Source organism: Streptomyces flaveus, assembly GCF_014647675.1.
GTDB lineage: Bacteria > Actinomycetota > Actinomycetes > Streptomycetales > Streptomycetaceae > Streptomyces > Streptomyces flaveus.
This window is the reverse complement of record NZ_BMPQ01000007.1, coordinates 257,643-269,346: the sequence shown is the minus strand read 5'-3', so window position 1 is coordinate 269,346 and position 11,704 is coordinate 257,643. Positions and strand designations below refer to the sequence as shown.

Below are 11,704 nucleotides of genomic sequence, written 5' to 3'. Positions count from 1 at the left end.
CTTCCGGGTCCGGGTCCAGTGGTACGGCTGCGCAGTCCGTGGCCGTGGCCGTGGGCGCTGTCGCCGCGGCGCCGGCATTCGACGGCAGCGGGACTTCCGCGGCCCCGGCACTCAACGGCCACGGCGCGGGTGCGGCACCGTCCGGTCACAGCGGCAACGGTTCCGTGGCGTCCTCCCTCAACGGCAGCGCGGCCTCCGTCGGTCACGGGGGCCGGCTCCTCGCGTCGCCGAACGCCCGTCGGGTGGCGGCCGAGGCCGACGTCGACCTCACCGCCATACGCGGCACGGGACCCGGCGGCCGGATCGTCTCCGAGGACGTGGAGGACTTTCTCGCCGCCGCTGCCGCCGCACCGGCGCCACCGGCGCCCTCCGTCCTGTCCGGCGATTCCGTCACCCCTGTCTCGCCGCTGGTACGCCGGCTGGCGAAGGAGCGGGGCATCGATCTCTCGGGAGTGAACGGCACCGGTCCGGGCGGCAAGATCCGCAGGTCGGACCTCGACGCCGTGTCCCCGGCACCCGCACCCGCACCCGCGTCCGTACGTCCGAAGGCAGTACCCCAACCGGGAGACGTCCTCCCCCTGACCGGAATGCGCGGCACCATCGCCCGCCGGATGCACGCCAGCCTCCAGGAGATGGCGCAGCTGACGCACGGCTATGAGGTGCGGATGGACGCCGTCGTGTCCCTGCGGGCCCAGCTCAAGGACGAATGGGCCGACAGCGATCTGCCCGTCCCCAGCCTCAACGACTTTCTGCTCAAGGCCGCCGCACTGGCCCTGCGCGAGCACCCGCTGCTCAACGCGACGGTGCGGGAAGACGGCATCCATCTGCTCGGCGACATCCACCTCGGCTTCGCGGTGGCCGTTCCGGGCGGCCTGATGGTCCCCGTGATCGAGGACGCGGTGGGGTTGCCCCTGCCCGAGATCGCCCGCCGGTCGAGAACCCTGGCCGAGGCCGCGCGTGAGGGGCGGATCTCCCCGGCCCAGTTGGAAGGGGCCACCTTCACCGTCACCTCGCTGGGCGGATACGGCGTCGACTTCTTCACCCCCGTGATCAACCCCGGCAATGTCGCCATCCTCGGCGTGGGCAGGCTCAGGGACGGTGTCGAGTGGGTGGACGACCGGCCGCTGCGGACGCAGGTTCTCACCCTGAGCCTCACCTTCGACCACCGTGCCGTCGACGGGGCGCCGGCGGCCGAGTATCTGCGCACGGTCGGTGAGTTGCTGCGCAAGCCGTTGCGGCTGCTGGTCTGATCCTGGGCGGAGAGCTGATCCTGGGTCGAGGGCTATTCGGCCGCCGCCGGGTCGGCGATCCGCTCGGCGAGGCGGCCGACCTCGCGGACGAAGGAGCGGTGTCCGAGGGAGCGGTAGACGTCGTCCCCGCGGACCTGCGAGATCGCCGAGGTCTCCAGCAGCGACAACAGGCCCAGGGCGATGACGGCGGCCTCCGCGTCGGACACCGACTCACGGGCCTTGCGGGTCAGCCGTACCAGTTCTTCCAGCAACTGCGTCCGGCTCTCGTGGCGCAGCGCCTCCGCCTCCTGGCTCATACCGGCCGAGGACGTGAAGAACACGGTGGCCGCGGACCGGTGTTCGCCCAGCCAGGCCACCAGCGAGGTGAGGGCAGGGCCGACGGGCGAGCCCGGCGCGTGAGCCTCCGTGAGCGCGTGCAGCTCTTCGCGCAGCGCGGTGGCGAACGCCCGCATCCCCTCCACAAGGACCTTGTCCTTGGAGGAGAAGTGGTAGTAGACCGCTGCCGAGGTCATCTCCGCACGAGCGGCGATGTCGGCCACCGTCACCTCGTCCGGCGACTGGGTGGCGAACAACTCCGTGGCCGCTTCGATCACCCACTGCTTGCGCGAAGGACGGTGCGCGGCGCGGGCTCCGGTTGTCGTCATGGTGTCAAGTATGCCGCGATCTTCGTACTCCGACGGCACACGTGTAGCAGGAATTACGCCATCGACCTGGCGGAGTTACTGGATAGCATGGTCAGTGAACAGGGCCCACAGACGCGGGTTCGCGGCAGCCGCCAGGGAGCATGATGGCCACCACGCAGAACGGCAAGCAGCCCGCCCACCGACCCTCGCGACGGCAGCACATCATCACCGCCGCCGTCCGCGTGTTCGGCCGTAACGGAGTCGCGGAGACCAGCATCCAGGACATCGCGGACGAGGCCCAGGTGGTGCCCACGGCCGTCTACTACCACTTCGACGGCAAGGACGAGCTGCTCGAACTCGCCATGCGGCGGGTCTTCGACCAGCTGAACGCGGTGGTGGAGGCAGCTCGCCCGGAGTCCGAGCCCGGTAGCGCGGAGGGGTTGCTGCGGGCCATCGACGCGGTGTGGGACTGGGTGGAGCAGAACCCCGAGGAGGCCCGGCTGTACCAGGTGCAGATCGCCTCCGCCAACGGCAACGTCAAGGTGCTGCGGGACGAGTTCGAGCAGCGGCACATCCAGCGGGCGTACGACTATCTGCCGGAGGGCACCACGCGCAGTCCCCGGGCGGCCAAGTCACGGCACGCGGCGCAGGCACTCGCGGTCCGCACGCTGATCAGTACGACCATCCTGGTCACCGCGCTGCGAGCGGAGGGCGGGCCGTTGTCCCAGCTGCCCTCCCGTTCCGTACAAGAGGCGGTCAGGTCGCTGGCGCTGCGGATCGTCACCGCCGAGCAGAAGCCGGCCTCCGCATCCGCCTGAGGCGGTTCACCAAGGCCGATTCACCAGGGCAGAGGCTTGCGTTCGGCGAACAGCCCGCCCGTCGTCCCGTCGCCGTCGGGGAGAGTGGCCAGCCAGACCGGGGTGTCCGCCCCCTCCTCCGGACCGCGCGGGGCGGCGGGACCGCCCATGCCGCTGCGGGTCCAGCCGGGGTCGGCGGCGTTGACCAGGACCCCTGTGCCCGCCAGTTCGGCCGCGAGCATACGGGTCAGGGCGTTGAGGGCGGTCTTGGAGATCCGGTAGGCCGGGTGGCGGCCGGAGTCCATCAGCGCCAGCGAGCCGTACGAGCTGGTGACATTGACGACCCGTCCGTAGCCGACCTCCACCATGCCTGGCACGACGGCTTCCGCCATGCGCCAGGCACCCGTGAGGTTCGTGTCCAAGGTCGTGCGCAGGATCTCCTCGTCGAGGTACGGGGGCCGTAGATCTCCGTCCAGGGACACTCCCGCATTGTTCACCAGGACGTCGATCCCGCCAGTCAGCTCCCCGGCTTCCCGGACCGCTTCGGCGACGCTCTTCGCCGAGGCCACATCCAGGGCCAGCGGCAGTGCCGCCGAGCCGATGGCGCGGCACGCCTCCTCGGCCGCCTCCCAACTTCGCGCCCCGACCAGGACCCGCAGCCCCCCGTTCGCGAGCTGTCGGCATATCTCCAGGCCGATGCCGCGCGCTCCGCCGGTGACCAGTGCGGTTCTGTCGCCGTGCCACATGGTGCGTTTGCCGCCTTTCAGATCGTCAGTACCGAGCAGGCGCTGATCCCGGGCGCCCCGTACACATGGGTGAAGCCGACCCGGGGAGCGCCCGGCACCTGCACACCCGGCGCCCGGCCCTGCAACTGCCGTACGACCTCGTGGAACTGGCGCAGTCCGGAGGCGCCGACGGGCTCGCCGCCGGCCAGGCAGCCGCCGTCGGTGTTGACCGGGATGCGGCCCGTGGGATCGGTGTCCCCGCCGGCGAGGAGTTCCTCCTGTTCGCCGTGGCCGCACAGTCCGGTTTCCGCCAGGTGGATCAGTTCCGATCCGCTGTCGGTGTCCTGCAACTGGGCGACTTGTACGTCCGCGGGCCGAAGCCCCGCCGTGCGGAAGGCAGCCTCCGCGGCGTCGACGCTCGGGCTGCGGTGCGGTCCGGGCGGCAGCCAGGGCGAGAACACCTCGAACGAGCCGAACCGTCTGGTCCTGAAGGCCAACGACGCCAGTTTTACGGGGCGTTCGCACAAGTCGAAAGCGCGGTCGCCGAGCGCCAGCACCAGAGCCGCCGCGCCCTGCCCCGGTGAGCAGAACATGTACTGGGTGAGGGGCGGACTGACCTCGGCGGAGTCGAGGATCTCCTCCTCCGTCAGCTCCTTGCGCCGCCAGGCCAGGGGGTGCTGGGAGCCGTTGCGGAAGGCCCGCGCGGCCACTCTCGCCAGCGCCCGCTCCGAGATCCCGTGCTCGTGCAGGTACCGCTGAGTCTTGAGGGCGAAGAACTGGGTGGTCAGCATCATGCCGGTCTCGGCATACCAGTCGGGCAGTCCGTAGCGTGCCGCGGAGACGTTGAAGGCGCCCCGCTCGTGCTTGTCGAAGCCCACGGCCAGTCCGAGCGAGGCCTCGCCCGCGCGCAGTGCGTTGGCCACCGCGAGCACCGTCGAGGCACCGGTGGCGCAGCCGTTCTGCACGTTGGCGAACGGCACACCGGTCAGGCCCAGTCGGCCGACCAGGGTGTCGGGCTTGCCGGACACGTCGGAGCCGCCCGCCGCGTAACCGATGTCCTCCCAGGCGACACCGGCGTCGGCCAGGGCCTCGCGTACGGCACGCTCGGCCATGTCCATCCCGGTGACGGTCTCGTCGCGGCCGAAGGGATGCATGCCGCAGCCGACGACATAGACCTCGTCGCTCCGGCTCATCGCTCCCCCTCCCCGTCCGGGCGGAACGCGAAGGTCAGCACCTCGGTCCCGTCCTCGTCGTGGTAGGCGGTCACCGTGGTGAGCCGGACCGGCAGCCCGATCCGTATCTCGGCACGGGGAACCTCCAGCCGCGCCTCGACCAGCACCTCACCGAGGTCGACATAGCCCACGTGGTACGGCCGGTAGCCCCCGGTCGGCGGCCGGTACGGCGGCTTGGGCTGGAACGCCTGCAGCGTCCACGACCACACCCGCCCGCTCACCGGCAGCACATGGGCGGACATGGCTCCGTCCGAGCACTTGGGGCACGAGTCCTGCCGGGGGAAGACCACGGTGGCGCAGCCGGAGCAGCGCGCGCCCGTGAGGCGCGGTGGATTCGCGCTCTCGAACAGGTCCTCGTCGATGAGTCTGCTGATCATGCCGTCCTGCCCTTTTTCTGCACGGTCGTCGTGCGGTCGTGCGGTGACCGCGGGTGAAGTCACCAGCCCAGCAGTCCGGCCAGCCGTTCCCGGTGGTGTGCGGCGCCGCCCAGCAGGACGGCGTCGGACTGGGCGCGCCGGAAGTAGAGGTGCGCGTCGTGCTCCCAGGTGAAGCCCATGCCGCCGTGCAGTTGGACGCACTCGGCGGCCACGAACACGAACGCCTCGCCGCACCATGCCTGCGCCACCGCCGCCGCCTCGGCCAGCGACTCGGACGAGTCGGCCGCTCGGACGGCGCGCACCACCGCGGACCGCGCGGCCTCGACCTGGAGCAGCATGTCGGCACAGGTGTGCTTGATCGCCTGGAAGCCGCCGATGGCCCTGCCGAACTGTGTGCGGTCGCGTACATGGGCCACCGTCATGTCCAACGCGGCCTGCGCGCCGCCGAGTTGCTCGGCGGCCAGGGCCACCAGGGCCACGTCCAGGGCGCGGCTCACGATGTCCGCCCCCTCTCCCCCGGCGGTCAGGGGCCGGGCACGGGCGCCGGAGAAGGAGACCACCGCCTGTCCGCGGCTGAGGTCCAGGGTGGGTACCCGGCGGACCGTCACCCCGGGCTCGCTCGGGTCGGTGAGGAAGAGGTCCAGGCCGTCGACCCCGGCCGCGGCGACGACCAGGGCTTCGGCGTCGGCACCGTCCAGTACGAAGGGAGCGGTGCCGTCCAGCAGCGGGACGCCGCCCCGCCAGGTGACGGCCACCGGCACCGCGTCCGGCCGCCACACCCCGTCGGGCGCCGCCACTGCCAGGGCGTGCACCTTGCCCTCGGCCAGCTCCTCCAGTGCCCGCTCGGCCGTGCCGCAGCCTGCCAGCACCTGCCCGGCCAGCACGGTGGACGACAGCAGGGGCACCGGCGTCAGTGTCCTGCCCAGCTCCTCGCAGACCGCGGCGATCTCGGCGAGGCCGCCGATGCCTCCGGCCGCCTCGGGCAGACCGAGGGCCGCGAGACCGACCTGCCCGCCGAGGGTGTCCCACAACTTGGCGTCGATGCCCGGGGATTGCTCGGGCAGCCGGCGCACCGCGGCGGTGCCGCCGGCGTCGGCGCACACCGACCGTACGGTCTCGCGCAGGTCGTCCAGTTCGGCGTCGGACAGGGCCGTGCCGTCGGTCACGGTGCTCGTCATCGTGCGCTCCCGCTCTCGTCGCGCTGCTCCCGCACGGCACTGTGGGCCGCCGCCATCCGGGCGACCGGCACGCGGTGCGCGGAGCAGGAGACGTAGTCGAGGCCCAGCTCGTCGCAGAAGGCGATGGACTCCGGGTCGCCGCCGTGCTCACCGCACACGCCCAGCTTGATGTCCGGGCGTACGCTCCGTGCCCGCTCCACCGCCAGGGCGATCAGCGCGCCCACCCCGTGCGGATCGAGCCGGGCGAACGGACTGGCCGTCAGGAACCCGCGTTCCTGGTATGAGGCGAGTACCTGGCGCTCGACGTCGTCGCGGGAGAATCCGTAGGTGAGCTGGGTGAGGTCGTTGGTGCCGAAGGAGAAGAACTCGGCGTGTTCGGCGAGTTCGGCGGCCAGCAGCGCGGCCCGCGGTGTCTCGATCATCGTGCCGAGCCGGTACGGGACCTCCACACCGGTGCGGGCGGCGACCGCCTCGGCGGCGCCCCGTACGTACGCGGCCGCGGCGGCCAGTTCCTCCGGCAGGCTGACGAGCGGGATCATCACTTCCAGCTCGGGCCGGACTCCGGTGGCGGCGACATCGGCCCAGGCCGTGAAGAGCGCCTCGGCCTGCGCCGGGTAGAGCCTCTCGTGCAGCAGGGCCAGGCGCACGCCGCGCAGACCGAGCATCGGATTCGCCTCGCGCAGTGCGGCGGCCCGCTGCTCCTCGGCGGCGTCCTGAGCCTCTCCGGCGGCGGGCAGGAACTCGTGCAGCGGGGCGTCCAGAAGGCGTACGGTCACCGGCCGGTCCCCCACCGCGGCCAGCAGGGCCTTGAAGTCCTCGTGCTGAGCCTCTTCCAGCGCCGACAGCGCCTCGTCGCGAGCCTCGGCGTCGGCGGCCAGAATCACCCGGCGGATCAGCGGCAGCCGGTCGCCGAGGAACTGGTGCTCCGTACGGCACAGGCCCACACCCTCCGCGCCCAGGGCGACGGCGGTGCTCACCTCCGCCGCGGTGTCGGCGTTGGCGCGCACGCCCAGCCGGCGCATGCCGTCCGCCCACTCCAGCAGGGTGGACAGTTCGGGCGGCGGTCCGGCGACACTGACGCTCAGCGTCCCCGCGTAGACGGCTCCGGTACGGCCGTCCAGCGAGACGGGATCGCCCTCGCGCAGCACCCGGCCCCCGATCTGTACGGTGCCGGCGGCCCGGTCGGCGCGCAGTCCCTCGGCGCCGCACACGGCGGGTTTGCCCGCGCCCCGCGCCACGACCGCGGCATGCGAGGCGATGCCGCCGCTGCCGGTCAGTACGGCGGCCGCGGCCAGCATTCCGGGGACGTCGGCCGGAGAAGTCTCGTGGGCCACGAGCACGACCTGCGTGCCGTCCGCGGCCAGTTCGAGGGCACGTTCACTGGAGAGAACGATGGCGCCGGTCGCGGCCCCCGGGGAGGCGGGCAGCCCCTTCACCAGGAGCTCCTCGCCGCCGGTCAGCCGGAGCTGGGGGTGCAGCAGTTCCTGCACCTGGGCGGGGCTGATCCGGCGTACGGCTTCTTCCCGGTCGAGTGCTCCGTCCCCGGCCAGGTCCGCGGCGAGGCACACCGCCGCACGTAGCGGCGGGCGGCTCTGCGCCGAGGCGGCCAGCAGCGAGATCTCGCCGTCGCGCACCTCGAAGTCGACGGTGACCGGGGCGTGCAGATGACGTTCGAGGGTGAGCAGCGAGTGCTCGAGCAGCGCGGAACTCCCGCCCAGTTTCTCCAGCGGCTCGCCCGTGCGAGGGGGCGGCGCGCTGCGGCGTACGCCCCGGAAGAAGGAGCCCTGCGGCGAGAAGCGGCCGCTGTCGGGGTGCCGGCTGACCGCCGTGCCGAAGCCGGAGTGGTCCCATGGCCCGATGCGCACGGCCTGGACATGCAGTGCGATGCCCAGCTCCGCGGGGAGCCGCTGGGCTTTGCGGGACCGCCTGGCCCGGGGTGAGGCCCACCGCCCCAGCACCGCCCGAGCGGCCAGCGCGAGCTGCTCGGCCGGGTCGTCGGGGTACGGTCGCTCGGCATGCCGGGCGACCGTCGAGAGCAGTGCGTCGACGCGGGCCCTGGCATCAGGGGCGTCGAGCGATGCGTCGTCGAGCTCCGGTGCGGGCACGTCAAGGGCGTACTCGGCGATCATCCGGACGGTGGCCGCCCATACCTCGTACAGCACATCGTCGCGGCCGATGACGGCACGGATGCCATCGGCGTCGGCCGGGGTGATGCCGATGCAGGCAAGTTCCGGCGGCAGCCCGGCGACCTCGGTCGACGCGCTCGCCGACAGACGCAGCAGCAGCGGCCTGCTCCGGTCGCCGATCCGCCGTCCCGACAGTTGCTCCACAAGGTCCAGGGCGGCGCGGGCGGTACCCGGCTCGCACAGCGACGCGGCCGAGCCCGCCGGCACCGTCAGTCCGGGTACCACTGGGAGCCCGAGGGCCACCAGCCGGTCCATGGCGATGCCGTGCGTGCCCAGTTCACCGGCGTCCAGCCCTCGGATCCGTCCCTGGCCGTAGGGCACCAGGGCGTGGCTGGGGGTGTACGTCTGTGCGAGTGTGCCGGAGTGGCGGTCGGTGATGCTCAACCCCGGCTCCTGGTGACGAGTTTCTCTTCGAGCGCCTCGTCCTGTGCCCGGCTGATCCCCAGAACCAGCAGCAGTTCCTGGTGCAGCCGCATCCACACGGTGTGGTACGAGTCGCACAGGGGCGAGGCCAGCCACTCCACCGCGCCGTCGTCGAAGCGGTCGAGGGCTTCCTCCAGCGCCGTGACATAACTCCCGCTGCCCGACGGCAGCCCGTCCAGCCTGCGCAGTACGGGCTGGATGGCCTCGTGCACGTCTTCCAGCGACTCGCGCACTCCGGCGTCGTAGACGCTGTCGCTGTGGTCGTTGACCGTGCCGTCGGGCCGGCACTGCCAGGCCGTGCACACTTCGCGGAGCGTCCTGTTGACGGGCAGGAAAGCCTCGTAGGCGGCGGTGATCCGCTGCTCCTGTTCGGAACCGGCGGAAATCCGCAGGATCCGCGCCGCGGCTGCCCTGGCGGGCTCGGTCGGCAGCACCATCGGGCCCTTCACCATGGCCAGCCCGGCGTCGACCAGGGGGCGGTGGTCGGACTCGGGCCTGCCGCGCCACATTCCACGCAGAACGAGGTCGACCACGGCTTCGGTGAGGTTCTCGTCGAGAGCGTCCGTCCGGCCCACGGCAGCAGATTGCATCGCCACACCATTTCCCCGGTGCTGTCGCCCGGTTCCTCAGTTCTGTGTTGCCCGGAGGTTACGCTCCGGCGGAGGTGTTAGTGAAGAGGTAATCAAGAAACACTTTCCGGACTGCCTGGCGCGGACTGGCCGCTGCGCACCCGTGTACGAACCCGCGGGGCCAGGAACGCGGTCATCCGCGCCTGCGCCTCGTCGCTCCCGGCCAGGCCGGCGATCAGCCGCGCCTCCTCGTCGAGGTGACGGCTCAGCCCGTCCTCGGCACCGTCACGCAGCAGGCGCTTCGCGGCACGCAGCGCCTCACCCGCCCCACCTGCCAGTTCGGCGGCGGTCCGGTACGCGGCCTCGTCCACTTCGCCGCCCTCGACGACCCGGGAGACCAGGCCGAGCCGCTCGGCCTCGTCGCCCGTGAGGACCCGGTTGGTGAGGACCAGGTCCGTCGCCAGACGGGGGCCCACCAGGCGCGGCAGGAGCCAGGTGGCCCCGCAGTCCGGGGTGAGCCCCATCGCCGTGTACGCCAGCCGGAAGCGCGCCGACCGTGCGGCCAGGACGATGTCGCCGACCAGGGCGAGACCGATCCCGCCGCCCGCGGCGGCGCCGCGCACGGCGGTCACCACGGGCACGGGCAGCTCGTACAGAGTCCGCACCGCGGCGTGTGCGGCGGTCGCCACGGCGTGCACATAGGCACCCGTTTCCTCGCCCCGGCCGGCGAAGGCGCGCAGGTCACCGCCCACACAGAAGGCGGCGCCTGCCGCCCGCAGCAGAACCGCGCCGCCCGGGTCGGCGGCCACCTCGGCGGTCGCGTCCCGCAGCGCCTCGGCCGTCGGGAGGTCCAGGGCGTTGCCTCTCCCGGGGTCCTCCAGCCTCAGCTCGACGACTCCGTCGGGATGACGGACAACACGGACCGGCTGGGTGCTCATAGGGGGTCTTCTTCCGTCGTCGAGGACCGCCGGGCCGAATGCTCCCCAGATCAAGCGCTCCTCAGATCCAACGCTCCTCACGTCGAGCGCCACTCAGCAAGATACTGAAGACGCTGTACAGTTTCTAGGATGCGACGGGCATCGGTGCCCGTAGCCCGTCGGCGGGAGAAACCGTGCCCATCCAGTTCGATGTCGATCCACCTGTCGCCCGACTTGCCGCGGCCACCGCGGAGTTCGTACGCGAGGTGGTGATCCCGGCCGAGCGCGAGTGCGGCGGGTCGGTGCACGACGCCCCTGAGGCCCTGCGCGAGACCCTGCAGAAAGGTGCCCGCGAGGCAGGCGTGTTCGCGCCGCATGTGCCGGCGCGGTGGGGCGGGCACGGGCTCGACCTGCGCGGACAGGCGGTGGTGTTCGAAGCCGCCGGGTACTCGCTGCTGGGCCCCCTGGCGCTGAACTGCGCGGCTCCGGACGAGGGCAATATGCATCTGCTCGAGAAGGTGGCCACGGAGGAGCAGAAGGCCCGCTTCCTGCGGCCGCTCGCCGCGGGCGAGGTGCGGTCCTGCTTCGCGATGACCGAACCGGCTCCGGGCGCGGGCGCCGACCCCCGTTCCCTGCGGACCACCGCGACCCGGGTCCCCGGCGGGTGGCGCATCGACGGGCGCAAGTGGTTCATCAGCGGGGCCCATGGCGCCGGCTTCGCGATCGTCATGGCCCGCACCTCCGGCAGTCCGGGCGACCCGGGCGGCGCCACCATGTTCCTGGTCGACGCCGACACCCCGGGCATGCGCGTCGTCCGGGACATCGAGACCCTGGACGAGAGCATTTTCGCCGGGCACAGCGAACTCGCCTTCGAGGAGTGCGTGGTGAGCGAGGACAGGGTGCTCGGAGCCGTGGACCGCGGCTTCGAGAACGCCCAGGTCCGGCTCGGCCCCGCCCGTATGACCCACTGCATGCGCTGGCTGGGCGCCGCCCGTCGAGCCCAGGACGTCGCGCTGGAGCGGGCGGGCACCCGGATGGCGTTCGGCTCCGTGCTGGGCGACCTCGGCATGGTGCAGCAGATGCTGGCCGACTCCGAGATCGACATCGAGGCGAGCCGCGCCCTGATCCTGCGTACCGCCTGGGAGTTGGACACCGGCTCCGCCGCTGCCTCGCAACTCACGTCGGTGTCCAAGACCTTCGTGGCGGAGGCCGTGAACCGGGTCGTCGACCGGGCGGTGCAGATCTGCGGAGCGCTCGGCATCTCGGCCGCCGACGCCCCCCTGGCGCGCCTGCTCAGGGAGGTCCGGCCGTTCCGGATCTACGACGGCCCGTCGGAGACGCATCGCTTCGCCATCGCCCGCCGCGCGGTCAAGCCCTACCGGCAACCACGCCCGGAGGCCGCTGCCGGCTCGTGACCGGGTCGGCCC

10 protein-coding genes and 1 pseudogene are annotated in these 11,704 nt (G+C 72.2%); 3 read left to right on the top strand and 8 right to left on the bottom strand.

What is annotated here, in order from left to right:
- On the top strand, positions 1-1,250 hold a 1,250-nt coding region (locus IEZ21_RS17330), incomplete at its 5' end, for a 2-oxo acid dehydrogenase subunit E2 (RefSeq protein WP_246567828.1).
- A 470-nt stretch (positions 1,251-1,720) separates the two neighbouring features.
- On the opposite strand, the pseudogene IEZ21_RS48810 reads toward IEZ21_RS17330, so the two are convergent.
- Positions 1,721-1,894: pseudogene (locus IEZ21_RS48810) on the bottom strand (helix-turn-helix domain-containing protein); the annotation flags it as partial.
- A gap of 140 nt (positions 1,895-2,034) precedes the next feature.
- Between IEZ21_RS48810 and IEZ21_RS17320 the strand changes: the two are divergent.
- Complete coding sequence (locus IEZ21_RS17320; RefSeq protein WP_189322782.1) at positions 2,035-2,691, top strand: TetR/AcrR family transcriptional regulator; 657 nt, start codon at positions 2,035-2,037, stop codon at positions 2,689-2,691.
- 20 nt (positions 2,692-2,711) lie between these two features.
- On the opposite strand, the gene IEZ21_RS17315 is transcribed toward IEZ21_RS17320, so the two are convergent.
- The 7 genes from IEZ21_RS17315 to IEZ21_RS17285 form a co-directional block, all read right to left on the bottom strand.
- Positions 2,712-3,416: an SDR family NAD(P)-dependent oxidoreductase gene (locus IEZ21_RS17315; protein WP_189322781.1), complete on the bottom strand. Its 705-nt coding sequence runs from the start codon at positions 3,414-3,416 to the stop codon at positions 2,712-2,714.
- Between the two features lie 17 nt (positions 3,417-3,433).
- Positions 3,434-4,588 (bottom strand): thiolase family protein, encoded by a 1,155-nt coding sequence (locus tag IEZ21_RS17310; RefSeq protein ID WP_189322780.1) that lies wholly within the window; start codon positions 4,586-4,588, stop codon positions 3,434-3,436.
- A complete protein-coding gene (locus IEZ21_RS17305; protein WP_189322779.1) occupies positions 4,585-5,004 on the bottom strand; it encodes a Zn-ribbon domain-containing OB-fold protein in 420 nt (139 codons plus the stop codon). The genes IEZ21_RS17310 and IEZ21_RS17305 overlap by 4 nt, the downstream gene beginning before the upstream one ends.
- 59 nt (positions 5,005-5,063) lie before the next feature.
- Positions 5,064-6,182 (bottom strand): acyl-CoA dehydrogenase family protein, encoded by a 1,119-nt coding sequence (locus IEZ21_RS17300; RefSeq protein WP_189322778.1) that lies wholly within the window; start codon positions 6,180-6,182, stop codon positions 5,064-5,066.
- Positions 6,179-8,752, bottom strand: a complete 2,574-nt coding sequence (locus IEZ21_RS17295; RefSeq protein ID WP_189322777.1) for a putative PEP-binding protein — start codon at positions 8,750-8,752, stop codon at positions 6,179-6,181. Before IEZ21_RS17295 ends, IEZ21_RS17300 begins: the two co-directional genes overlap by 4 nt.
- Positions 8,749-9,381 (bottom strand): hypothetical protein, encoded by a 633-nt coding sequence (locus IEZ21_RS17290; protein ID WP_246567826.1) that lies wholly within the window; start codon positions 9,379-9,381, stop codon positions 8,749-8,751. Before IEZ21_RS17290 ends, IEZ21_RS17295 begins: the two co-directional genes overlap by 4 nt.
- A 92-nt stretch (positions 9,382-9,473) precedes the next feature.
- Positions 9,474-10,298 carry an enoyl-CoA hydratase/isomerase family protein gene (locus IEZ21_RS17285; protein ID WP_189322776.1) on the bottom strand — a complete coding sequence of 275 codons (825 nt, stop codon included), beginning with the start codon at positions 10,296-10,298 and terminating at the stop codon, positions 9,474-9,476.
- Positions 10,299-10,471: 173 nt separating this feature from the next.
- Here IEZ21_RS17285 and IEZ21_RS17280 point away from each other — a divergent pair, with 173 nt between their 5' ends.
- A complete protein-coding gene (locus IEZ21_RS17280; protein ID WP_189322775.1) occupies positions 10,472-11,692 on the top strand; it encodes an acyl-CoA dehydrogenase family protein in 1,221 nt (406 codons plus the stop codon).
- Positions 11,693-11,704 lie beyond the last annotated feature (12 nt).

Bases quoted from the DNA above. Each gene is read 5' to 3' on its own strand.
- IEZ21_RS17310 (WP_189322780.1), bottom strand. From the start codon at position 4,588: ATGAGCCGGAGCGACGAGGTCTATGTCGTCGGCTGCGGCATGCATCCC.
- IEZ21_RS17320 (WP_189322782.1), top strand. From the start codon at position 2,035: ATGATGGCCACCACGCAGAACGGCAAGCAGCCCGCCCACCGACCCTCG.
- IEZ21_RS17315 (WP_189322781.1), bottom strand. From the start codon at position 3,416: ATGTGGCACGGCGACAGAACCGCACTGGTCACCGGCGGAGCGCGCGGC.
- IEZ21_RS17290 (WP_246567826.1), bottom strand. From the start codon at position 9,381: ATGCAATCTGCTGCCGTGGGCCGGACGGACGCTCTCGACGAGAACCTC.
- IEZ21_RS17305 (WP_189322779.1), bottom strand. From the start codon at position 5,004: ATGATCAGCAGACTCATCGACGAGGACCTGTTCGAGAGCGCGAATCCA.
- IEZ21_RS17285 (WP_189322776.1), bottom strand. From the start codon at position 10,298: ATGAGCACCCAGCCGGTCCGTGTTGTCCGTCATCCCGACGGAGTCGTC.
- IEZ21_RS17300 (WP_189322778.1), bottom strand. From the start codon at position 6,182: ATGACGAGCACCGTGACCGACGGCACGGCCCTGTCCGACGCCGAACTG.